The organism is Pseudoxanthomonas sp. PXM02, assembly GCF_014851805.1.
Lineage (GTDB): Bacteria > Pseudomonadota > Gammaproteobacteria > Xanthomonadales > Xanthomonadaceae > Pseudoxanthomonas_A.
In genome coordinates this window covers 958,024-980,063 of sequence record NZ_JACVAK010000002.1, presented here as the reverse complement: position 1 = coordinate 980,063, position 22,040 = coordinate 958,024, and the positions used below count along the sequence as shown (strand labels likewise).

Below are 22,040 nucleotides of genomic sequence, written 5' to 3'. Positions count from 1 at the left end.
GATGTCCCGCTGGCGCCCGCCGGGCGAGAAGAGCACGGCGCTGATCACGCGCGAAGGCCACGACCGTCTGAAGGCGGAGCTGGACGATCTGTGGCGCGTGCGCCGTCCCGAGGTGGTGAAGGCGCTGGCGGCCGCTGCGGCCGAAGGGGACCGCTCGGAAAATGCCGAGTACACCTATCGCAAGAAGCAGCTCGGCGAGATCGACCGGCGCGTGCGCTACCTGAGCAAGCGCCTGGAGGCACTGCGCGTGGTCGACACCGCGCCCAGCGATCCGGAGGCGGTGTTCTTCGGCGCAACGGTCGAACTGGAGAACATCGCCAGCGGCGAGATGTCGCGCTACCGCATCGTCGGCCCGGATGAAACGGATGCCCAGCGCGGCTGGATCAGCATCGATTCGCCGCTGGCGCGTGCGCTGCTGAAGAAGCGCATCGATGACGAGTTCAGCGTGGAGCTCCCCGGCGGCATCACCCAGTTCGCACTGGTGGACGTCAGCTACGCGAGCTGATGCTCACTGCGGTCGCGGGTACACGCGCCCCTCGCGCAGCGGCCGGAAGTAGTCCGCCTGCCTGTAGAAGGCCGCATCCTGCCCTGCATGCCACCCCGGGATGCCCGCCAGTGGCAGCGGGCGCAACTCGGCCGACGCGGCAAGGCACATACCCGCGGAAATCGATTCGGTCACCGTCGCGATAGCGTCACTGGCATCGCCGAGTACCACCAGGCACTTGCCGACCAGCAGGCGACCCGGCACAAGCGCCTGCTCCATCAACGCATGGCCGACCACCGCTGCAACCGCGATGTCACCGTTCCGCCAGCGATCTGCGCTCGCAAGAAACAGTGCCGTCCAGTCGTGCCGATCCCACACCTCCAGCAGCGTGGCGTCGCGCACCTGCACGATGACCCCGCTTTCATCGAACTGGGTCAGCGCTTGCTGTGCCGGATTGCGTTCGCGAGCGCCGATCCGGTCGATATGCCGGCACTGCTGCCGGTTGAGGGCGTGCTTGAGCGCCGGGTGACGCAGCCACACCATGGCGTTGAACAGGTCATGCCAGTTCTCGGTCCGCGTGGCGATGTGTCCCTGCGCGATGCGGGCTTCAAAGTGCAATCCGTCGGCCAGCAGGTCCGCGTCCTGCCTGACGAAGCGAGGCGCCGACGCCGGCATGCGCGCGTTGAGCGTTTCGATGTCCGGCCAGCGTGCCGCCGTCGCCAGATCCAGATGCTCGGCGTAGCCGTCGAACAGCGGATGCCGGAAACACATGGCATCCACCTGTCCGCGCAAGGGCGCGATGAAACGACGCCGTCCAGGGCCGACATGGGTTTCCGTCGCGGGTGCGGTCACAGCACCTTGACGTCGAGCGGCCTGGCTGCCGGCACGATGGCATCGCCGAACAGGTCGTGCTCGTCGCTCTCGGTGATCTCGACATCGACGAACTGGCCGACGCGCAGACCCAGCTCACCGCCGTTCTGGATGTGCACCAGACCATCGATCTCCGGCGCGTCCGACTTGGAACGCGCGACGGCGATGTCGTCCTCGATCAGGTCGACCAGGCACTGCTGCACCGTACCGATCTTCGCCTCGAGTCGTGCGGCGGAAATCTCGGCCTGCTTCTGCATGAAGCGCGCCAGACGCTCCTGCTTGACCTCTTCCGGCACCGGATCCGGCAGCAGGTTGGCGGCGGCACCTTCGACCGGCGAGTAGGCGAACGCGCCCACGCGATCCAGCTGCGCTTCGTCCAGGAACTGCAGCAGGTCCTCGAACTCCTGGTCCGTCTCGCCGGGGAAGCCGACGATGAAGGTCGAACGCAGGGTGATGTCGGGGCAGATCGAACGCCAGCGCTTCACGCGCTCCAGCGTCTTGTCGACGGCGCCGGGACGCTTCATCAGCTTGAGGATGCGCGGGCTGGCGTGCTGGAACGGGATGTCGAGGTACGGCAGCACCTTGCCCTCGGCCATCAGCGGCACGACGTCGTCGACGTGCGGATACGGATACACGTAGTGCAGGCGCACCCAGGCATCCAGTTCGCCCAGGCCTTCGCACAACGCCTTCATCCGCGTCTGATAGGCCTTGCCGCGCCACTCGCGCTCGGCGTACTTCACGTCCACGCCGTAGGCGGAGGTGTCCTGCGAGACGACCAGCAATTCCTTCACGCCGCCGCGTACCAGACGCTCGGCTTCACGCAGCACGTCGTCGACCGGGCGCGACACCAGGTCGCCACGCATCGACGGGATGATGCAGAAGCTGCAACGGTGGTTGCAGCCCTCGGAAATCTTCAGGTAGGCGAAGTGCCGCGGCGTCAGTTTGACGCCGTAGTCCGGCACCAGGTCGATGAAGGGATCGTGCTTCGGCGGCAGCGCCGCATGCAGCGCTTCCATCACGCTCTGGTAGTCCTGCGGACCGCTGATCGACAGCACGTCGGGATACTGCTCGCGGATCTGCTCCGGACGCTTGCCCAGGCAGCCGGTGACGATGACCTTGCCGTTCTCGTTCATCGCTTCGCCGATGGCGTCCAGCGACTCGGCCACAGCGGAATCGATGAAGCCGCAGGTGTTCACCACCACCACGTCCGCCGCGTCGTAGGTCGGCACGATGTCGTATCCCTCCACGCGGAGCTGGGTGAGGATGCGCTCGGAATCGACCAGGGCCTTCGGGCAGCCGAGGCTGACGAAGCCGACTTTGGGGTTCTGCAGGGACATGGGGCTGTACGGCGGCGGCGTGTACGGGGCGCGGATTATAGCCTCCCGGCCGTCCGGACCCGGCCCGGCCATTCGGCCCGCGGGGCCACCTGCGCATACACTGGACGCCGTTTCGCCGGAATCCCGCCGATGGGCCACTGGATACAGATCGACACGCCACGGGGCCGCATCGGTGCCTGGCGCGCGGACCCCGCCGACACGCCGCGCGGCGCACTGGTGGTCGTGCAGGAGATCTTCGGCGTGAACGCGCACATCCGCAGCGTGGCCGAGGGCTTCGCCATCGACGGCTATGTCGCCCTCGCACCGGCCTACTTCGATGTCATCGAGCCGCGCGTGGAACTGGACTACAACGACACCGGCTTCGCACGCGGGCGCGAGCTGATCACGCGACTTGGGCTCGATGCAGCCGTGGACATCACCGCCAGCGCGGCCGATGCCATCGCCGGGGCCGGCAAGGTCGGTTGCGTGGGCTACTGCTGGGGCGGCACCGTGGCGCTGCTGGCGGCAACGCGGCTGGGCCTGCCGTCGGTCAGCTACTACGGCGCGCGCAATGCGCCGTTCCTGACCGAGACGCCGCTCGCGCCGGTGATGTTCCACTTCGGCGACCGCGATGCATCCATTCCGCCGAAGATGGTGCAGCAGCATCGCGACCTGCTGCCGCAGATGGACGTCTTCACCTATCCGGCTGAGCACGGCTTCAACAACGATCTGCGCGCGGACTACGAACCTTCCAGCGCACGGCTGGCACGCGACCGCACGCTCGACTTCTTCACCCGGAATCTCGCATGACCGACTTCCTGCTCGACCCACGCCTGGCCGCCGACAGCGCCTTCATCGCCGACGGCCCGCTGTCGCAGGTCCGGCTGATGGATGACACGCGGTACCCGTGGCTGGTGCTGGTGCCGCGCGTCAACGACGTCAGCGAATGGCTGGAGCTGGACGGCGGACAGCAGCGCCTGTTGCTGGCCGAAATCAACCAGGCCGGGCAGCTGATCCGTTCGGCGCCCGGCGTCGAAAAGCTCAACATCGGCGCCCTGGGCAACATCGTGCGCCAGTTGCACGTCCATCTGGTGGGACGTCACGAGGGCGATGCCGCGTGGCCCGGACCCGTCTGGGGTCACGGCCACGCCGTGCGCCATTCGCCCGACCAGTTGGGTATGGAAATCGAACGCTGGCGTCAGCGTCTGGCATGAGCGCGCCGCGTTTCGAGCCACTCGGCGACGATGCCGTGCTCGTGCATCTTGGCGAAGGCGTTGATCCGGCAATCAACGCGCGCGTCCATGCCCTGACGGCCGCCCTGCGAAACCTTGACCTGCCCTGGCTGCGCGACCTGGTGCCGGCATACGCCAGCCTCGCGGTGTTCTTCGATGCGGCACAGCTGGACGATCCGGCGCGGACCGTCAGCGACCTGGTCCATCGTCTGCTCGCCGGCATGACGACCACGAAGGAGAGCCCGGGTGCGCTGCTTGAGGTTCCCGTCTGCTACGGCGGTACACATGGCGAGGATCTCGCGGATGCGGCCAGCACACTGGGCGTGGACGAGGCGACGTTGATCGCGCGCCACAGCGCGGCGATCTACACCGTGGCGATGATCGGTTTCGCTCCGGGGTTTCCGTATCTGCTGGGACTGGATCCAGGATTGACCCTGCCCCGCCTGGCCACGCCGCGGACGCGCGTGCCGGCCGGTTCCGTCGCCATCGCCGGTGCGCAGGCTGGCATCTATCCCCGCGAGAGTCCGGGCGGCTGGCGGCTGCTGGGGCGCACGCCGCTCATGCTGTTCGATCCGGCTCGCGCCCGGCCCTCGCTGCTGCAACCGGGTGATCGCGTGCGGTTCGTCCCCATCGGTGCAGATGACTTCACGCGCCTGGAGCGCACGCCATGACGGCGTGGCAGGTCCTCGCCGCCGGTGCCCAGACCACCGTGCAAGACCAGGGGCGCCATGGCTGGCGTCATCTCGGCGTCGGTCGCGCAGGCGCACTGGATACCTCCGCACTGGCAGTGGCGAACCTGCTGGTCGGCAACGATGAAACGGCGGCAGGACTGGAAATGGCCCTGCAGGGTCCGCGCCTGCGGCTGCCACGCGCGTGTCGCATCGCGCTCACCGGCGCCGCGGTGCCGGCATGGTGGAACGATGTACCGCTCCCTGCCGGACGCCCGCTCGACCTGCCTGCCGGCGAACTCCGCTTCGGCACGCTGCGCGACGGGCTGCGTGCATGGCTGGCGATCGCAGGCGGTATCGCCGCGCCGTCAGTGTTGGGCAGCCGCAGTACCGATCTGCGCGGCGGCTTCGGCGGTCTTGAAGGACGGGCGTTGGTGACCGGCGATCGTCTGCCGCTGGGCGACGGCACCACGACGCCGTCCGTGCGCCGCCCGACGTTTCCGTCATGGTGGGTCGACATGGACGACGCCTGGACATTCGATCGCCACGTGCTGCGCTATCTCCCCTCCTCCCATGCCGCGGCGGAAAGCCTTGCGGCGCATGCGTGGCACGCGCATGCGAACAGCAACCGGCAGGGCCTGCGGCTGACGGGCGCTTCCCTGCCCGCAGGCGAGGCCAACGGCGTGTCCGAGCCGGTCGCCATCGGCACCCTGCAACTGCCGCCGGACGGACAACCGATCCTGCTGCTGGCCGACGCCCAGACCGTGGGCGGCTATCCGCGGCTCGGCCACGTGCTCGCCTGCGATCTCGGACGCGCCGCGCAACTTCGTCCAGGCGAGCCGGTGCACTTCGAGCCCGTCACCGCGCAGAAGGCCCAAACGCTGGTGCGCGACCACGCCCATCGTTACGCGCGCGTGCGCCTGGCCATCGCGCAGCGGCGGTGAGGCGCGGTAGGCTCACCACCATGCGCACCATCGACTTCAACTGCGACCTGGGCGAAGACTGTGGCGACGATGCCGCGATCCTCCCCTATATCAGCTCGGCCAGCATCGCCTGCGGATTCCATGCCGGTTCGCCGGACACCATGCGGCGCACGGTGGCCCTGTGCCTGGCGCATGGCGTCGCGATCGGCGCGCACCCGTCGCATGCGGATCGCGAGAACTTCGGCCGCGTCGCGCACGCGCTCACGCCCGACGAGGCGTACGCGCTGACGCTGTACCAGGTGGCGGCGCTGGACGGCTTCGTGCGTGCCGCCGGCGGACGCCTGCACCATGTGAAGCCGCATGGTGCCCTGTACAACCAGGCGGCACGCGATGCCGTGCTGGCCGACGCGCTGGCACGCGCGGTCCGTGACCACGACGCGGGGCTGGTGCTGTACGGCCTGTCCGGCAGTGCACTGACGGCGGCAGGCGAGCGGCTCGGCCTGAGCGTCGCGCACGAAGCCTTCGCCGAGCGTCGCTACGAGATCGACGGCGCGCTTACACCGCGTACGCATGCGGATGCCAGCATCGATGACCTGCCGACCGCCGCGCGGCAGGTGACCCGCCTGCTGGATGAAGGCCTCGTCGTGGCACGCACGGGAGAACGGATTCCCCTGCAGGCGGACAGCATCTGCCTGCACGGCGATCGTCCCGACGCCGTCGCGTTCGCCCGCGGACTCCGCGAGACGATCGAAGCCTCGGGATTCGCCATTCGCCCCCTGGAGCGTTGCGCATGAGTTACTGGCCCCTGCTGGGCATCGCCGTGGTGGTGGCGGGCTTCGTCCTGCGTTTCAATCCGGTCATCGTGGTCGTCTGCGCCGGCCTGGTCAGCGGACTGGCGGCCGGCAAATCGATCCCGGACCTGCTCGCCCTGCTGGGCGAAAGCTTCGTCTCCAACCGTGCGCTGCTGATGTTCGCGCTGACGCTGCCGACGATCGGCCTGCTGGAACGCGCCGGCCTGCGCGAGCACGCCCTGCGCTGGATCGAGCGGCTGCGTGGATTGACACTCTCCCGCCTGCTCGCCGGTTACCTGCTGGTGCGACAGGGATTGAGCATGGTGGGCCTGATCGACATCGCCGGTCATGCGCAGACCGTCCGCCCACTGCTGGCGCCGATGGCCGAGTCCGCCGCGGGGAAAACACGTGCGCCGCTGGCGCGGGACGAAGCGCAGCGCGTGCATGCGATGGCGGCAGCCACCGACAACATCGGGCGCTTCTTCGGCGAGGACGTGTTCCTCGCGTTCGGCGCCGTGCTGCTGATCCAGGGCTTCTACGCGCAGCACGGCATCCATCTGGAACCGTTGCAGATCGCGCTGTGGGCGCTGCCGACGGCGATCGCCGCCTTCATCATCCACGCGGTGCGCATCGTGCTGCTCCAGCGCCGGCTGGATCGCGCAGCGCCGGCCTCGGAGGCGCGTCCCGATGCTGTCGATTGAGCACTTCTACTGGGTACTGGCTGCGTTCCTCGCCTATGCCGGCTGGCGCAACCTGCGCCAGCGGCGCTACGCGAACGCGGCGTTCTGGGGCCTGATCGCAGCCTTGTTCGCCGGTGGCGACGCCGTATTGCGCGCCAGCAAGGCCGGCGACCCGCTGCCGGCACAGCTCGCCGGTGGCGCGGTGCTTGTGCTCGCGCTGCTGGCCACGCGCATGCGTCGTGAGCCGCTGGAGGAAGCGCCCGAAGCGGAGCGGCTGGCGTCCGCGCTGCGGCTGGGTCACCGACTTTTCCTGCCGGCCCTGCTGATTCCGGCGCTGACCATCACGGTCGTGCTCGCAGGTCCCCATCTGGCATTCGGCGACACGCCCGTATTCGGCCAGAGCGGACTGACGCTGACCGGGCTGGCGCTGGCCTGCGTGATCTCGGCGATGGCGGCGATCGTGGTGACGCGCCAGCCTCCGCTGCGGGCAGCCGATGAAGGCAGGCGTCTACTCGATACGATGGGCTGGGCCGCGTTGCTGCCGCTGGTGCTCGCCACGCTGGGTGGCGTGTTTGCGGCCAGCGGCGTGGGCGAATCGATCGCCTCGCTGGTATCGATGGTGATCCCCGCCGACAACCGCATGGCCTGCCTGCTCGCCTTTGCGGCAGGCATGGTGGTGTTCACCATCATCATGGGCAATGCGTTCGCCGCGTTCCCGGTGATGATGGCCGGCATCGGCCTGCCGCTGCTGGTGCAGCGCCATGGCGCGGATCCGGCCAGCCTCGGCGCCATCGGCATGCTGACCGGCTACTGCGGCACCCTGCTCACGCCGATGGCGGCCAACTTCAACATCGTGCCGGCGGTGCTGCTGGAATTGGACGACCAGTACGGCGTGATCCGCGCGCAGGCCGCGACCGGCCTGTGGCTGATGGGCACCAACGTGCTGCTGATGGCGTGGCTGTGCTTCCGTTGACGCTGCTCCGGGATATCCGATGACCGCAAGACGCACCGTGCTTCTCACCGGCTTCCAGCCCTTCGGGGGCGAGCAGGTCAATCCCAGTTGGCAGGCGGTTTCGGCCCTGCAGGGCGCTCGCATCGCGGGACATCGTGTAGTGGCACGCGAACTGCCAGTCGCCTTCGGCACGTCGTTGAAGGCGCTGCGTGCTGCATTGAAGGAGATGCAGCCCGCGCTCGTGATCTGCGTCGGACAGGCGGGCGGTCGCGCGCAGCTTTCGCTGGAACGCGTGGCGATCAATGTCGATGACGCCCGCATTCCCGACAACCGTGATCAGCAACCGGTCGACATGCCCGTGATCGGGGATGGACCCGCGGCCTACTTCACCACCCTGCCCATCAAGGCCATGCGCGAAGCGCTGCACACGGCGGGCTTCCCCGCCGAGATATCACAGACGGCGGGTACCTATGTCTGCAATCACGTGTTCTACGGCCTGATGCATGCATTACGGCGTCAGCGTGCCGTGCGGGCGGGCTTCATCCATATCCCTTACTCGCCCGCGCAGGCCAGCGCGCATCCGGGGGCGCCCAGCCTGGCGGTGGAAACGGTGACCCAGGCCCTGCGTGAAGTGGTGCGCGTGGCGCTCGCCACCCGCGATGACGCCCGCATCGCCGCAGGCGCGGAACACTGACGGTTCGCGACGAGCTAGTCCGCCCTGACCACTCGCGTGCCTGCGATCAGGTCATGCACGCACCGCTGGTCCTGGCGGAAGATCATCAGCGAATCGACGAGCACGTACAGCAGACCCACGCACGGAAGATTGGCGATGGCATGCGTCGGCAGGTAGCGCTTGACCAGCAGATCCACCAGCGAGGGCTTGTTGCCCTGCAGGTCGACAATCCTGATGGACAACAGCTTCTTGCCCCAGGTCTGGCCCGTCGCGTTCAACGGATAAGCCTGGACAAGCGCGAACACGACAAAACCGATCACGGCCCATAGCAGGGTCGTGCCAAGTGGCATCAACCCCAGGCCACCGGACCGTCCCGCTTCGAACGCTGCCTGCCAGTAGCCCCCGACAAACATCAGCGGCACGATCAACACCATCGCGATGCAGCCATCGATCAGCGCCGCCGCAAGACGGAGCCAGCGGAGATCGGGGGCCGGCGCCACCGGACCCTGCGTGCCGGCCAGGTCCGCATCGGGACTGCGATAGGGATCCTGCGGCATCGGCGGCGGTGTCTGCATCGTGATTCCCTTCAATGCGGCGGGTGGAGACTCAGGTACGCGGCAGCGTCACGCCCGTCTGGCCCTGGTACTTGCCACCGCGATCCTTGTAGCTGGTCTCGCAGACGTCGTCGGCATCAGACTGGAAGAACAGCATCTGCGCCACGCCCTCGTTGGCATAGATGCGCGCCGGCAGCGGTGTGGTGTTGCTGAATTCCAGCGTCACGTGGCCTTCCCATTCCGGTTCCAGCGGCGTGACGTTGACGATGATGCCGCAGCGCGCATACGTGCTCTTGCCCAGGCAGACCACCAGCGTGTCGCGCGGGATACGGAAGAACTCCACGGTGCGTGCCAGCGCGAAGCTGTTCGGCGGGATGATGCATTCGTCGGCTTCGATGTCCACGAAGCTCTTCGGGTCGAAGTGCTTCGGATCGACGATCGTGGAGTTGATGTTGGTGAACACCTTGAACTCGCGCGAGCAGCGCACGTCGTAGCCGTAGCTGGAGGTGCCGTAGCTGACGATGCGCTGGCCATTGGCCTGCTTGACCTGTCCCGGCTCGAACGGCTCGATCATGCCCTGCTGCTCGGCCATGCGGCGGATCCAACGGTCGCTCTTGATGCTCATGCAAATCCTGGTCTGGTGGGGCGAAGGCCGCGCGGGCTGGCGCGCGGCGGACGGGGAATTGTAGGGCGGGCCCCGGCCCGCCGTCTGCGCCGGCCGGTCAGACCAGCGACGAGAGAATGGACATGGAAGCCCGCGGCCGTTGCGCCAGCGTGGCCGCCAGCACACGGGCGGTCTGCCGGTAAGCCTGCGCCACCGGCGAATCCGGCGCCGCGACCACGACAGGCTGGCCAGCGTCACCCTGCTCGCGGATGGTGATGTCCAGCGGCAGCGAGCCAAGCAGCGGCACGCCGTACTGGGCCGCCATCCGCTCGCCGCCGCCCTGGCCGAACAGATGCTCGACGTGGCCGCAGTTGGAGCAGGTGTGGACGGCCATGTTCTCCACGATGCCCAGCACCGGCACCTCGACCTTCTCGAACATCTTCAACGCCTTCTTGGCATCCAGCGTGGCGATGTCCTGCGGCGTGGTGACGATGACCGCCCCGGCCACCGGGATCTTCTGCGCCAGGGTCAGCTGGATGTCGCCGGTTCCCGGCGGCAGATCGATCAGCAGGTAATCCAGGTCACCCCACAGGGTGTCGGTGAACAGTTGCATCAGCGCCGAGGTGGCCATCGGGCCACGCCAGATCATCGGCGTGTCCTGGTCCACCAGCAACCCGATCGACATCGCCTCCACCCCGAACGCCCGCATCGGCTCGATGGACTTGTTGTCCGGGCTGTCCGGCCGCCCCGACAGGCCCAGCATGGCGGGCACGCTGGGACCATAGACGTCGGCGTCGAGCACGCCGACTCGGGCGCCCTCGGCCGCCAGCGCCAGCGCCAGATTCACCGAGGTGGTCGACTTCCCCACCCCGCCCTTGCCGGAACCGACGGCAATGACGTTGCGGACGCGGGGGTGCGGGCGGAGGTTGCCCTGCACAGCATGGGAAATGATAGCTGCCATCAAAAACTCATCTTCTTCGGGCGATCGCAAGCACGCTTTCGAAGGCTATCAAGCCTCGATCAGGCCTGCTTCCTTCAGCCGCCTGACCAACGGAGCCAATCCGTCGGCGTGTTTGCGTGAACTGTTGACCGAACGGGTATGGACGGGCTCGCGCACCTGTGCCGCACTTGCGGTGGCGAATACTGCCTTGCTGTCCGGCACGCTGAGCGCATCCGGTGTCCATTCCAGCCCGCACCAGTCATAGATGCGCTTGGCCTGGGCTTCCGTATCGGTCACCAGATCCTCGTAGCGCACATCCAGGATCACTCCCGGCATGACGTCGTGCCAGTGCTGCATCATGCGGCGATAGGCGATGTAGTAATCCGCCAGTTCGTCCAGATCGTAGGAAAAATCGTAGGCGTTGAAGAACAGCGTCTTGAAGATCGCATAACAGCTATCCAGTGGATCGCGTACCAGATGGATGATCTTCGCGTTGGGCAGCGCCTTGTGGATCATGCCGCAGTACAGATAGTTGGCGGGCAGCTTGTCGATGAAGAGCTTGCTTCCCGACGCCATCTGCCGGGCGCCCCGCATGTAGTTGCTGCCAATCGCAGCGAAATCGACCTTCATGGTCGCGTCAATGGGGGAAACGTCGGGCATGACCTTACGGACACGTTGTGTCGCGCCGGAAAGATGGAAACCGAAGTCCATCAGTTCGCCGGCGTCCTTCACCTTTCCAGACTGCAGCAGGATTCGTTCCGCCAACGTGGTGCCCGTGCGGGGCAGTCCAAGGATGAAGATCGCCCCCTCTTCATCGTGACCGGTGACAGGTGCTGCCATCGCGGAAGCGCTCTGGGCAGCACGGATCTCTTCCGTCATCTTGCTGAAGGCAGCGGCGTCGTACTGGATGGCGCTGCGCTTTTTCTTTGCACCGGCCAACAGCGAGGCAAAGGCCCGCTCATGCTCGCCGAGGTCCTCCAGCTCCTTGGCCAAGGCATACAGGGCGCCAGCCTCGTCTTCCGCCGTGCGGAAGGGCGATTTCAGCCGCGACTCGATGTCCGCCACATGGTTTCGGTCCTGACGCTGGCGGCGCAGGGTGGAACGCAGGTAGATGACCGCTCCCGCCTGGGGAGACGCCTGCAGCACGCTATTGAGGTCCTTTTCCGCATCGTCGGCATCACCGGCATAGAAGCGTGCGATGGCCAAATCGTACCGCCAGCTGGGGTTGTCGGGTCCGGTGGCGAGCGCTTTTTCGTACTGGCCGATCGCTTCCCTGAGGAAGTTATGGTGGTAGTAAAGCTTGCCCAGTTGCCAGCGCAGCATCCGGTCGTCGCCTGCCTGCGCGGCAATCTGCTCGGCCAGCGACTGAATTTCGTCACGTCGGAGCTGTCGCGACAGGAGCCACGCCTTCTTGATCTTAAGCTGCGGGTCAGGGCTGGCCTGGACCGCACGCTCAATCCAGCCGATAGCGCTGTCAAGGTCTCCCTTGACACGGTTGGCCTCTGCCAGAAAGGCGAGGACGCGGGCTTCGTCGGGGTAGGTCTGGGCGAGCGATTCTCCCAGTGCGATTGCCCCATCTGCCTTGCCCTGCCTCAGCAGAGCGTTTCCCTCGGTGATGTGCTGCATGACGGCCGTCGCGGCCGCGGAACTGCTGGATCGATTACTCATGTGAACGAGTCTATACGGCGCGCACCGCCCCCTCCAGCCCGGCATGCCCGCGCCGCACGAGACGTCTGTCACATTTGAGAGCGTTCACAGGTAGGCAAAATATTGTTAACAGATCATGGTGTTCAGCGTGAATTTAGTGTTACAGTCGGTCACCAGCGCTCGAGCGATGAGCCTGAAAGTCCATTAACTCGCTGATTTCAATGGAGATTCCGATGTCCACGAGCAGCCGCCTCAAGAACCGGCCCCATAAGAACCCTCTCTCTTTGGCACTTGCCACCGCGCTGCTGCTGCCCGTAGGCGCCGCATACGCGCAAAACGCTACGGACAGCGCCGACCAGACTGAAGAAAAGAAGGAAGAGACCTCTTCCAAGACCACCACGCTGCAGAACGTGACGGTCACTGGTTCGCGCATCGCCAAGGACACGTTCAACTCCGTGTCGCCGGTGCAGTTCATCAGCCGTGAAGAGACCACCCTGGCCGGCTTCAACTCCACGGCTGCGGTCCTGCAGAGCAACACCGTCACCGGTGGCTCCGAGCAGATCAACAACGCATTCGGCGGCTACGTCACCGATGGCGGCCCCGGCGCCAACACGCTTTCGCTGCGCGGCCTGGGCCCGACCCGCACACTGCTGCTGCTGAACGGACGCCGCGTGGCGCCGGCCGGTTCGCGCGGTTCGGTCGGCTCGGCCGATTTGAACGTGCTGCCGAACATCATGATTGACCGCATCGAGATCCTGAAGGACGGCGCTTCGTCCATCTACGGTTCCGACGCCGTGGCCGGCGTGGTCAACGTCATCACCAAGACGAAGGTCGATGGCGCCAGCGTCGAGTTCCAGCACAACGCGACCCAGAACGGCGGCGGTGACGAAACCCGCTGGTCGATCATGATGGGCAAGACCGGTGACAACTGGCGCGTGTCCGGTTCGTTCGAAATCTACGATCGGAGCGAACTGATCGTCGGTGACCGCGGCTGGGCCAGCAACTGCCCCCTTCCGCTCGTCGGGCGCGGCGCGGATGGTCGGTACGGTGCGGACGATTACATCGACCCGGTGACGGGCGAACCGAAGTGCTGGGGTCTGGATGCCGGCGGCGTCACCATTAACACGCTGGGCACTGCCTATTTGCTGGGGCGCCCCGGCCTGGGCAACTTGGGCTACTACGGTACCTACGCCCCCGAGATGCTTGAGTTCCTGCCTCCTGGCTTCGACTACTTCAATCGCTGGCGCCCGAATGCGTCCATTACCGACGGCGACCTGCCCGGCTTCGAAGGCGTCGACTACTTTGGTCGCGACAGCTACGACCCACGCATGAAGAAGGAGTCGCTGATCTCGCCGACGACCAATTACACCGGCTTCCTGCAAGGTGGCGTCGATCTGAATGCGATGGGCGATGCGGAGCTTTATTTCGAGTTGCTGGCCACCCGTCGCGAATCGCGTCAGACCGGCTACCTGCAGCACACCATCGACTATGCCGCCAACAGTCCGCTGCTCGGCGCATACTCCTTCCTTCCCGCGTACATGGCCGCTCCGGCAGATGGCTCTACTAATGGCCAGAACGTCGCAGCCCGTGCGTTCGTCGGATGGGGGCTGTACAACAACTGGCAGGAGGTCGATTTCTACCGTGCGACCGCCGGTCTGCGTGGCAATCTGAGCTCTGAATGGAGCTATGACACCTACTTCAGCCATGCGCGTTCCGAAGCGGATTACTTCACCGAGAATCGCCTGACCGACCGCTACGCCAAGTCGCTCGATGTGGTGTCTGATGGCGCAGGTGGCTTCCGCTGCCGTGACACTTCCGATGGCTGCGTCGCAGCGCCCATGCTGACCGCCGATGTGCTTGCGGGCAACCTGCCGCAGGCATACAAGGACTACATCATGCAGGTGACGCACGGCAACACCGTGTACACCGAATCGACGTTCAATTTCGGCGTCAATGGCCCGCTGTTCGACCTGCCGTACGGCACCGTGAGTTCGGCACTGGGTGTTGAGTATCGCCGTGCGGAGATCGACGACACTCCGGATCCGAATTCGGCTGCCAACAACCTGTATGGTTTCACAGCGTCGGCGCCGACCCGCGGCAAGGACTCGGTGTCCGAGGCTTTCGCGGAAGTCGAGATTCCGGTGCTGTCCGGCTTGCCGGGTGCGGAAGAGCTGACCTTCAACGTCTCCGCCCGCTATACCGACTACGATTCCTACGGTGACGACACCACGTGGAAGCTCGGCATGCTGTATACGCCGGTCAGCTGGCTGTCGTTGCGCGCATCGCGTGGCACCTCCTTCCGTGCACCTGCGCTGTTCGAGCAGTTCTTGGGCGCCACCTCCGGCTTCATTCAGAGCAGCAACGATCCGTGCATCAACTGGGCATCCAAGACCGGCAACGTACGCACCAACTGCGGCACGCTGGGATTGCCGAACAACTTCAACCAGACGCAGAGCGTCACGGTTATCACCAAGGGTGGCGCCGACGCGAATCTGGCTGCAGAAACGTCCAACGCTTTGACTGCCGGCATCATCCTGCAGCCCGAGTTCCCGGAATGGTTCGGTGATCTGTCCTTCGCGGCAGACTATTACGACGTCGAAGTGAAGAATGGCGTTTCCCGACTGACCGGCGGCCAAGTGCTGAACCTGTGCTATGGCAGTGAACCGGCCGACTTCAATGCCGGCACGGGCTATTGCAACTTCGTCACGCGCAATGCGAACAACTCGCTCAGCGTCATCACGCAGTACGTCAACGTATCGACGGACAAGGTTCGCGGCTGGGACTTCACCGCTCGCTACGTCCGTGATATCGGTCAGGGCGAGTTCCGTGCCACGGCGCAGGTGTCGCATTACCTCGAGCAGTCGGGCCGTGTGTTCCCGAACGATCCGGTGCGCGACTACGCAGGCACGCTCAACGCTCCGGAATTTACCGGCGTGCTCGACCTGTCCTACAAGCTGCGCAACTGGCGCATGCGCTATGGCCTGGACTGGGTGGACGGGATCAACGGCTATGAGTACTACGAAAAGTACTTCAACACCGACTATCGCGACACCTACCAGATGAAGACGGACGATTACTTCCTGCACAGCGCATCGCTGCAGTACACCGGGGACGATTGGGCCATCACCGGTGGCGTCCGCAATATCGCCGACAAGGAACCGCCGCGGATCTCCGTCAGCGGCGCGGTCAATATGATCGGCAATGCGCCTCTGTACAGCGGCGTTGATTACCTGGGCCGTACGTTCTTCGTGAACTTCACCAAGGACTTCTGATCCAGCGCTAGGCAAGCAGTGGAACCGCCGCTCTCAGGAGCGGCGGTTTTTTTTGTCCGTCGTTCACGCATGCACGTTTCCAACCGACGTCATCCTGCAGAAGGTCCGTGGAAGCCGGCGCTCTCACATCAAGAATGTCCGCCGTGAACAGCGCACACCCTTCAATTTCCGTTTAATCTAGCCAGCACCATCCATGGGGATACATTCGCTATGAGAGCAGTCGTTATTGCCCTTGCAGCAGGCGCAGCCGCCCTGTTCGCGAGCCCGGCGCACGCGGCACCACCTGCTGTGCCCACCATCGATCAACTGGCCGCCTTTCCTGCGCTCACCAGTCTCACGGTTTCTCCCGACGGTTCGCGCATCGCAGGCCTCGAAGCCAATGGCGAGAACCGCGTGATCGTCGTCTATCGGACTGACGCGCTCGACAAGCCGCCGACCCGGATCGGCAGCGATCGGATGAAGTTCTCCTCGGTGTCATTCATCAAGGACGGACTGCTGGCGGTCTCGCTGTGGCAGCCGTACGACCTCCGCGTGGATCGCGTCACGAAGACCTTCGTCAACAAGTTCTTCATCACCGATATCGAGGGCAAGCAATGGAAGGAGCCACTCCCGCAGGAGCGCGCTACTAGCCGCTCCGAAGAACTCTGGCAGGCGCTCTCGAACGCCAGCGTCCTCGATACCCTGCCCAATGATCCGGACCATATCCTGGTGATCAGCGGCTCGGGCAACAACTCGGGCGACGTGTACAAGGTCAATGTGCGCAACTTCACGTCGCGCCGCATCCAGAAAACCGAAGAGCGCGTGGCCGGCTACATCACCGATCTCAACGGCGAGCTGCGCGCCCGCCTGCGCAACGACATCGATGGCACAGGCGCCTACATTTCCACCGAATTCCGCAATCTCGCGACGAATGCCTGGGAAGAGCACTTCCGTTCCCACGTCAAGGACCGCGACATCAACCAGGTCATCGGCTTTGCCGACGACGCGAACGTCGCGTTCCTGTTGAGTAACACGGGCCGTGACAAGGCCGTGGTCTACGAGTACGACATCGCGGCGCGGAAGCGGAAGGAGATCCTGTTCGAAAACAAGATGTTCGACGCCAGCAACGTATTGATCAATCGTCACCGCGGCGTCGAAGGCCTGGGCTACGGCGAGATCATGGGTCTCAGCTATGCAGGTCCGCGCGGCGACGACATCATCTGGACGTCGGGTTACATGAAGGCGCTGGACCAGGGGTTGCGCCAGGCGCTCAAGATCACGCCGGCTCCACTGCGCGTGGTCGACACGGCAACCGGTGAATCCGCCAACATCGCCTACGACAGCGAAGCCAACTATCGCCTGGTCAGCCGCAGCCGCGACATGAAGACGTTGCTGATCGCCGTGACGGGCCCTGCCCGCCCGCCGGAATACTACCTGGCACGGAACGGCCAGCTCTCGCTGCTGGCCAAGGCCTATCCCCAGCTGGACCCTCGCGCGCTCGGCACCGGCAAGATGGTGTATTACAAGGCACGTGACGGTTTGGACATTCCCGGCATCCTGACCACGCCGAACACCGAGCTGTGCGGCGCGGGCCCCTGGAAGACGGTCATCCACCCGCATGGCGGTCCGTGGGGACGCGACAACCTGGATTTCGACGGTTCCATGTGGGTGCCGTTGATGGTGTCGCGCTGCATGGCGGTGCTGCAACCGCAGTTCCGCGGCTCCGCTGACTGGGGTCGCAAGCTCTGGATGGCTGGCGACGCTGAGTGGGGCCAGAAGATGCAGGACGACAAGGACGACGGCGCGAAGTGGCTGATCGAGCAGAAGATCGCGCAGCCGGGGCACATTGCCATGTTCGGTTTTTCCTACGGTGGCTACTCGAGCTTCGCGGCGGCCGTGCGCCCCAACGGCATCTACAAGTGCTCCATCGCAGGTGCGGGCGTATCCGACATCAAGCGCATCTGGGCCCGTTACTACACCAACCCGTTCTTCCGTCAGGCTCAGGCACCCACCGTCGAAGGCCTCAGCCCGCTGGACAAGGCCGACCAGATCCAGATCCCACTGATGGTCTACCACGGCGATCGCGACCAGATCGTCCCGATCGAACAATCGGAGTGGTTTGTGCGGAAGGCAAAGGCCGCGGGCAAGCCGGTGGTCTACCACGAGATCAAGGACTACGCGCACGGCCCGGCATGGACGCGCGCGATCATGGGTGACCAGTTGCGGGTCATTGACGATTACCTGACCAAGGACTGTGGCGGCGGCGGACTCTGATCCGGTTTCGACCTGCTGTGTGAACGAAACCCGGCCATGCGCCGGGTTTCTTTTTGGGCATCTTCCATACGCCAGCGGATGCGGTATAACAGGCGTCATCCCGCCGGTCGTTGCCGGCGGGCCTGACCTACATCCCTGGGAGGGGAACATGCGCAAGACCCTGATGGCCGTGATGCTGGCCGCTCCGCTGATGGCCCTGTCGCTGGTGGCGTCGGCCGCCGACCCGGTGGTGGGCCGCTGGAAGACCATCGACAGCGAGACCGGCAAGCCGAAGTCCTTTGTCGAGATCACCCAGGCCGCCAATGGCACGATCACCGGCCGGATCGTCGAGCTGATCAACCCGAGCAAGCCGAACCCGGCCTGCGACAAGTGCAAGGACGACCGCAAGAACAAGCCGATCACCGGCATGGAGATCATCCGCGGCATGAAGGCCGAGGGCGGCGGACAATACGCCGGCGGCACCATCCTCAAGCCCGACGAGGGCAAGATCTACAAGTCGAAGATGGAACTGATCGAAGGCGGCAAGAAGCTGGAGGTTTCCGGCTGCATCGCGTTCATCTGCAAATCGCAGACTTGGATCCGTCAGTAATTTCCAGCGGCTTCGGTTGTCAGACAGGCCCGGCATTGCCGGGCCTGTTGCATTTCAAGGACGGGGAAAGGCCCTCCGGCGGTCCATGCGATACTTGCATTCCCCTGTCGCGAAGCCCGTCATGAGCCGTACTGCCCTCGTCACCAACGCCCTGCCCTACGCCAACGGCCCGCTGCACCTGGGTCACCTGGTGGGCTACATCCAAGGCGACATCTGGGTGCGGGCGCGGCGCATGCGCGGCGACACGGTGCACTTCGTCTGCGCCGACGACACCCACGGCACGCCGATCATGCTGGCGGCGGAAAAGGCCGGCGTCACGCCTGAAGCCTTCATCGCCGGCATCCAGGCCAGCCACGAGCGCGACTTCGCCGCCTTTGGCGTGGCGTTCGACCGTTACGACTCGACCAACTCCGCCGCGAACCGCGAACTGACCGAGCAGTTCTACCAGCGCCTGGAGGCGGGTGGCCACATCAGCCGCCGCACCGTGGCGCAGTTTTACGATCCGGCCAAGGGCATGTTCCTGCCCGACCGCTATATCAAGGGCATCTGCCCCAACTGCGGTTCGGCCGACCAGTACGGCGACAACTGCGAGGTCTGTGGCGCCACCTACGCACCGACGGACCTCAAGGAACCGAAGTCCATCCTGTCCGGCAGCACGCCGGAAATCCGCGATTCGGAGCACTACTTCTTCGAAGTCGGCCGCTTCGATTCCTTCCTGCGTGAGTGGTTGGCGGGCGATGTCGCCATTTCGGGCGTCAAGGCCAAGCTGCGTGAGTGGCTGGACGCCGAGGGCGGCCTGCGCGCTTGGGACATCTCGCGTGACGCGCCCTACTTCGGCTTCGAGATCCCCGGCGCCCCGGGCAAGTACTTTTATGTCTGGCTGGATGCGCCGATCGGCTACCTGAGCAGCTTCCAGAATCTGTGCGCCGAACGTGGGATCGCCTTCGAACCGCACCTCGAGGCCGGTACCGACGTCGAGCTGCACCACTTCATCGGCAAGGACATCGTCAATTTCCATGGCTTGTTCTGGCCGGCCGTGCTGCATGGCACCGGCCATCGCGCGCCGACGCGCCTGCACGTCAACGGCTACCTGACCGTGGACGGCGCGAAGATGTCGAAGTCGCGCGGCACCTTCATCATGGCGCGCACCTATCTGGATGTCGGCCTGGAGCCCGAGGCGCTGCGCTATTACTACGCGGCCAAGTCGTCCGGCGGTGTCGACGACCTGGATCTCAACCTTGGCGACTTCGTCGCGCGCGTCAATGCGGACCTGGTTGGCAAGTTCGTCAACCTGGCCAGCCGCTGCGCGGGCTTCATCGACAAGCGCTTCGGCGGCAGGCTCGCCGACACATTGCCGGATGCGGCGATGTACCAGCGCTTCGTCGATGCACTCGGTCCGATTACCGACGCCTACGAACGCAACGAGCCCGCCACCGCACTGCGCCTGACGATGGCACTGGCCGACGAGGCCAACAAGTACATCGACGAGACCAAGCCCTGGGTGATCGCCAAGCAGGAAGGCGCCGACGCCGAGCTGCAGTCGGTCTGCACGCAGGGGCTGAACCTGTTCCGCATCCTCGCCACCGCGCTGAAGCCGGTACTGCCGCGCACGGCGGCGGAGGCGGAGGCCTTCCTCGGCGCGCCGGTCGAAACCTGGGCCGATGTCGCCGCGCCGCTGCAGGCGCACACCATCCAGCCGTACGCACCCCTCTTCACCCGTATCGACCCGAAACTGATCGACGCCATGACCGACGCTTCCAAGGACACCCTCGCCGCAACGGCGCCCACCGCCGCTCCCGTGAAAAAGGTCGAAGCGAAGTCCGCGACGCCCGCGGAAACCAAGGACACCGACGGCACCATCGGCATCGAGGATTTCGCCAAGCTCGACCTGCGCATCGGCAAGGTGCTGGAGTGCGGGTTCGTGGACGGTTCGGACAAGCTGCTGCGCTTCCTGCTGGACGCCGGCGACTTGGGCCAGCGGCAGATCTTCTCCGGCATCCGCGCCAGCTACGGCGAGCCGGAAAAGCTGGTGGGTCGCAGCGTGGTGTTCATCGCCAACCTGGCGCCGCGCAAGATGCGCTTCGGCCTGAGCGAGGGCATGATCTTGTCGGCCGGGTTCGACGGCGGCGCGCTGGCGCTGCTGGACGCCGATGCCGGCGCCCAGCCCGGCATGCCGGTCCGCTGACACGGCCACCCGCGCCGCGGCGATGAACGCCGATCTCGTCGAACGCCTCGACCGCCTGCTGCCGCAGACCCAATGCGGTCAGTGTGGCTTTGCCGGCTGCCTGCCTTACGCGCAGGCGATGGCACGCGGTGACGCCGGCGTGGACCATTGCCCGCCGGGCGGTGATGAAGGTGCACGTTCCCTCGCCCGCGTGCTGCAGGTACCGCCGCTGCCCTACGACCGCACGCGCGGGACGTACAAACCGGCGATCGTCGCGGTGGTGGTGGAAGCCGACTGCATCGGCTGTACGAAATGCATCCAGGCGTGCCCGGTGGACGCCATCATCGGCGGCGCCAAGCACATGCATGTGGTGATCGATCCGCTCTGCACGGGCTGCGAACTGTGCGTGCCCGCCTGCCCGGTGGATTGCATCGTGATGGAGCCGGCCTGACGCCGCTATCGGCGAGCAGCCCGCGAGAAGACGTCAGCGACTGCCCGCCGCGCAAGCCGAACACACGCGTTCGACGGTGTAACCGTGCGCGCGCAGCTTCTCCACCACGCCATCCTTGCCGAGCAGATGCAGCGCGCCGACGACGACCAGTGTATCGTCGTCGCCAGACTGGTCGAGTAGCTGCCGGATCTTTGGCACCCATGCATCGTTACGATCCACGTTGATGCGCTGGTACAGGCGGGGGTACTGCTTGCGCATGTCCGACGCCATGCTCTTCCACAGGCCCTGCGCATCACCGCGACGCCAGGCATCATGCAGGCGCTGGGTTTCCGCCGCGCCTTTCTCCGCTTCTTCCAGTGCCTCGACGATGAATTGGCGCTGCTCGACCTGATCCATGCCGTCCAGCACCGCGATCTGCTCCTGCGCGCGCTCCAGTCCGTCGGTCGGCTTGCCGGCCGCCAGCGCCTTGTCCATGAAGTGATTGTCGAGGCCGAGTTTGGGATCCAATCCCTGCTTGGTCATCTCGACGATGCTGATCGTAAGGCCGACGAACCACGGCTCGAAACTGCTGAACGATGTCAGCGGAACGCCGTTCTTGCCTGCCCACGCGTTCAGCCGCGTCCAGGTGGCGGCGTCCAGGTCCTGCTGCAGCGACTTGCCATCGGTGCGCATGGCCGCCTGCATCATCAACTGCGGCATGGCGGGTGAGCGCATCTCATCGGGCGACAGTTCGAACATCACGCGCTCGGCATCCGCAAAGGCGGCATCGACGTCGCCCGACAGCGGGTAGTCGCTCGGCCGCAGCAGATGGAACGAGCCGAGCAGGTAGACAGCGTTGTCCTTGTCGGACACCTTCCACAGCAACGGCACCGGGGCATCCGTCGCCTTCGGCGCATCGGCCGCGAGGACGGTGGCGCTCCCCAGCAGCGCGGCGACGACCAGGACTTTCAGCGAGCGGCGCAACGGCATGGTGTCCC

Annotated in this window: 21 protein-coding genes; 14 read left to right on the top strand and 7 right to left on the bottom strand. The window is 65.5% G+C overall.

Annotated elements, in window-relative coordinates; genetic code table 11:
- Position 1: 1 nt before the first annotated feature.
- Positions 2–505, top strand: a complete 504-nt coding sequence (greB, locus tag IB225_RS13265; RefSeq protein WP_192311681.1) for a transcription elongation factor GreB — start codon at positions 2–4, stop codon at positions 503–505.
- 3 nt (positions 506–508) lie between these two features.
- Here greB and IB225_RS13260 read toward each other — a convergent pair whose 3' ends face one another.
- Both IB225_RS13260 and rimO read right to left on the bottom strand, forming a co-directional pair.
- The gene (locus IB225_RS13260; protein ID WP_192311680.1) at positions 509–1,255 is read right to left on the bottom strand and encodes a DUF3025 domain-containing protein; all 747 of its coding nucleotides are present in this window, start codon (positions 1,253–1,255) and stop codon (positions 509–511) included.
- 77 nt (positions 1,256–1,332) lie between these two features.
- Positions 1,333–2,691: a 30S ribosomal protein S12 methylthiotransferase RimO gene (gene rimO / locus IB225_RS13255; RefSeq protein WP_192311679.1), complete on the bottom strand. Its 1,359-nt coding sequence runs from the start codon at positions 2,689–2,691 to the stop codon at positions 1,333–1,335.
- A gap of 129 nt (positions 2,692–2,820) precedes the next feature.
- On the opposite strand from rimO, the gene IB225_RS13250 reads away from it, so the two are divergent.
- From IB225_RS13250 to pcp, 8 genes are read left to right on the top strand one after another with little or no spacing between them, the layout of a single operon-like run.
- Entirely contained in the window at positions 2,821–3,480 is a 660-nt protein-coding gene (locus tag IB225_RS13250; protein WP_192311678.1) for a dienelactone hydrolase family protein, read from the top strand.
- On the top strand, positions 3,477–3,884 hold the full coding sequence (locus tag IB225_RS13245; protein ID WP_192311677.1) for an HIT family protein: 408 nt from the start codon (positions 3,477–3,479) through the stop codon (positions 3,882–3,884). The genes IB225_RS13250 and IB225_RS13245 overlap by 4 nt, the downstream gene beginning before the upstream one ends.
- The gene (pxpB, locus tag IB225_RS13240; protein ID WP_192311676.1) at positions 3,881–4,573 is read left to right on the top strand and encodes a 5-oxoprolinase subunit PxpB; all 693 of its coding nucleotides are present in this window, start codon (positions 3,881–3,883) and stop codon (positions 4,571–4,573) included. The genes IB225_RS13245 and pxpB overlap by 4 nt, the downstream gene beginning before the upstream one ends.
- Positions 4,570–5,514 carry a biotin-dependent carboxyltransferase family protein gene (locus IB225_RS13235; protein WP_192311675.1) on the top strand — a complete coding sequence of 315 codons (945 nt, stop codon included), beginning with the start codon at positions 4,570–4,572 and terminating at the stop codon, positions 5,512–5,514. Before pxpB ends, IB225_RS13235 begins: the two co-directional genes overlap by 4 nt.
- Positions 5,515–5,534: 20 nt before the next feature.
- The gene (locus IB225_RS13230) at positions 5,535–6,287 is read left to right on the top strand and encodes a 5-oxoprolinase subunit PxpA (protein WP_192311674.1); all 753 of its coding nucleotides are present in this window, start codon (positions 5,535–5,537) and stop codon (positions 6,285–6,287) included.
- Entirely contained in the window at positions 6,284–6,985 is a 702-nt protein-coding gene (locus IB225_RS13225) for a DUF969 domain-containing protein (protein WP_192311673.1), read from the top strand. The genes IB225_RS13230 and IB225_RS13225 overlap by 4 nt, the downstream gene beginning before the upstream one ends.
- Entirely contained in the window at positions 6,972–7,937 is a 966-nt protein-coding gene (locus IB225_RS13220) for a DUF979 family protein (protein ID WP_192311672.1), read from the top strand. Before IB225_RS13225 ends, IB225_RS13220 begins: the two co-directional genes overlap by 14 nt.
- 19 nt (positions 7,938–7,956) lie before the next feature.
- Entirely contained in the window at positions 7,957–8,610 is a 654-nt protein-coding gene (pcp, locus tag IB225_RS13215; protein WP_192311671.1) for a pyroglutamyl-peptidase I, read from the top strand.
- Between the two features lie 14 nt (positions 8,611–8,624).
- Here the strand turns inward: pcp and IB225_RS13210 are convergent, their stop codons facing one another.
- The 4 genes from IB225_RS13210 to IB225_RS13195 form a co-directional block, all read right to left on the bottom strand.
- The gene (locus IB225_RS13210) at positions 8,625–9,164 is read right to left on the bottom strand and encodes an RDD family protein (protein WP_192311670.1); all 540 of its coding nucleotides are present in this window, start codon (positions 9,162–9,164) and stop codon (positions 8,625–8,627) included.
- A 31-nt stretch (positions 9,165–9,195) separates the two neighbouring features.
- Complete coding sequence (gene dcd / locus IB225_RS13205) at positions 9,196–9,768, bottom strand: dCTP deaminase (RefSeq protein WP_187573005.1); 573 nt, start codon at positions 9,766–9,768, stop codon at positions 9,196–9,198.
- Between the two features lie 97 nt (positions 9,769–9,865).
- Positions 9,866–10,708 (bottom strand): iron-sulfur cluster carrier protein ApbC, encoded by an 843-nt coding sequence (gene apbC, locus IB225_RS13200; RefSeq protein WP_192311669.1) that lies wholly within the window; start codon positions 10,706–10,708, stop codon positions 9,866–9,868.
- Positions 10,709–10,756: 48 nt separating this feature from the next.
- Positions 10,757–12,313 (bottom strand): sulfotransferase, encoded by a 1,557-nt coding sequence (locus tag IB225_RS13195; RefSeq protein ID WP_192311668.1) that lies wholly within the window; start codon positions 12,311–12,313, stop codon positions 10,757–10,759.
- Between the two features lie 305 nt (positions 12,314–12,618).
- Between IB225_RS13195 and IB225_RS13190 the strand changes: the two genes are divergently transcribed.
- The 5 genes from IB225_RS13190 to rnfB all read left to right on the top strand — a co-directional run bounded on the left by IB225_RS13190 (position 12,619) and on the right by rnfB (position 21,063).
- A complete protein-coding gene (locus IB225_RS13190; protein ID WP_225583740.1) occupies positions 12,619–15,606 on the top strand; it encodes a TonB-dependent receptor in 2,988 nt (995 codons plus the stop codon).
- A gap of 210 nt (positions 15,607–15,816) precedes the next feature.
- Positions 15,817–17,859 carry a prolyl oligopeptidase family serine peptidase gene (locus IB225_RS13185; RefSeq protein ID WP_192311666.1) on the top strand — a complete coding sequence of 681 codons (2,043 nt, stop codon included), beginning with the start codon at positions 15,817–15,819 and terminating at the stop codon, positions 17,857–17,859.
- 148 nt (positions 17,860–18,007) lie between these two features.
- Positions 18,008–18,448 carry a DUF2147 domain-containing protein gene (locus IB225_RS13180; protein ID WP_192311665.1) on the top strand — a complete coding sequence of 147 codons (441 nt, stop codon included), beginning with the start codon at positions 18,008–18,010 and terminating at the stop codon, positions 18,446–18,448.
- A 121-nt stretch (positions 18,449–18,569) separates the two neighbouring features.
- Positions 18,570–20,633 (top strand): methionine--tRNA ligase, encoded by a 2,064-nt coding sequence (metG, locus tag IB225_RS13175; RefSeq protein ID WP_192311664.1) that lies wholly within the window; start codon positions 18,570–18,572, stop codon positions 20,631–20,633.
- Positions 20,599–21,063 carry an Rnf electron transport complex subunit RnfB gene (gene rnfB, locus IB225_RS13170; protein ID WP_192311663.1) on the top strand — a complete coding sequence of 155 codons (465 nt, stop codon included), beginning with the start codon at positions 20,599–20,601 and terminating at the stop codon, positions 21,061–21,063. Before metG ends, rnfB begins: the two co-directional genes overlap by 35 nt.
- Before the next feature lie 33 nt (positions 21,064–21,096).
- On the opposite strand, the gene IB225_RS13165 is transcribed toward rnfB, so the two are convergent.
- Positions 21,097–22,032: a TraB/GumN family protein gene (locus IB225_RS13165; RefSeq protein ID WP_192311662.1), complete on the bottom strand. Its 936-nt coding sequence runs from the start codon at positions 22,030–22,032 to the stop codon at positions 21,097–21,099.
- Positions 22,033–22,040: the final 8 nt, after the last annotated feature.

Coding starts and splice junctions, on each gene's coding strand:
- IB225_RS13250 (WP_192311678.1), top strand. CDS start 2,821: ATGGGCCACTGGATACAGATCGACACGCCACGGGGCCGCATCGGTGCC.
- IB225_RS13180 (WP_192311665.1), top strand. CDS start 18,008: ATGCGCAAGACCCTGATGGCCGTGATGCTGGCCGCTCCGCTGATGGCC.
- IB225_RS13220 (WP_192311672.1), top strand. CDS start 6,972: ATGCTGTCGATTGAGCACTTCTACTGGGTACTGGCTGCGTTCCTCGCC.
- dcd (WP_187573005.1), bottom strand. CDS start 9,768: ATGAGCATCAAGAGCGACCGTTGGATCCGCCGCATGGCCGAGCAGCAG.
- IB225_RS13235 (WP_192311675.1), top strand. CDS start 4,570: ATGACGGCGTGGCAGGTCCTCGCCGCCGGTGCCCAGACCACCGTGCAA.
- IB225_RS13245 (WP_192311677.1), top strand. CDS start 3,477: ATGACCGACTTCCTGCTCGACCCACGCCTGGCCGCCGACAGCGCCTTC.
- rimO (WP_192311679.1), bottom strand. CDS start 2,691: ATGTCCCTGCAGAACCCCAAAGTCGGCTTCGTCAGCCTCGGCTGCCCG.
- pcp (WP_192311671.1), top strand. CDS start 7,957: ATGACCGCAAGACGCACCGTGCTTCTCACCGGCTTCCAGCCCTTCGGG.
- IB225_RS13195 (WP_192311668.1), bottom strand. CDS start 12,313: ATGCAGCACATCACCGAGGGAAACGCTCTGCTGAGGCAGGGCAAGGCA.
- rnfB (WP_192311663.1), top strand. CDS start 20,599: ATGCCGGCGCCCAGCCCGGCATGCCGGTCCGCTGACACGGCCACCCGC.
- pxpB (WP_192311676.1), top strand. CDS start 3,881: ATGAGCGCGCCGCGTTTCGAGCCACTCGGCGACGATGCCGTGCTCGTG.
- greB (WP_192311681.1), top strand. CDS start 2: ATGTCCCGCTGGCGCCCGCCGGGCGAGAAGAGCACGGCGCTGATCACG.
- IB225_RS13260 (WP_192311680.1), bottom strand. CDS start 1,255: ATGTGTTTCCGGCATCCGCTGTTCGACGGCTACGCCGAGCATCTGGAT.
- IB225_RS13185 (WP_192311666.1), top strand. CDS start 15,817: ATGAGAGCAGTCGTTATTGCCCTTGCAGCAGGCGCAGCCGCCCTGTTC.
- IB225_RS13210 (WP_192311670.1), bottom strand. CDS start 9,164: ATGCAGACACCGCCGCCGATGCCGCAGGATCCCTATCGCAGTCCCGAT.
- metG (WP_192311664.1), top strand. CDS start 18,570: ATGAGCCGTACTGCCCTCGTCACCAACGCCCTGCCCTACGCCAACGGC.
- apbC (WP_192311669.1), bottom strand. CDS start 10,708: ATGGCAGCTATCATTTCCCATGCTGTGCAGGGCAACCTCCGCCCGCAC.
- IB225_RS13225 (WP_192311673.1), top strand. CDS start 6,284: ATGAGTTACTGGCCCCTGCTGGGCATCGCCGTGGTGGTGGCGGGCTTC.
- IB225_RS13165 (WP_192311662.1), bottom strand. CDS start 22,032: ATGCCGTTGCGCCGCTCGCTGAAAGTCCTGGTCGTCGCCGCGCTGCTG.
- IB225_RS13230 (WP_192311674.1), top strand. CDS start 5,535: ATGCGCACCATCGACTTCAACTGCGACCTGGGCGAAGACTGTGGCGAC.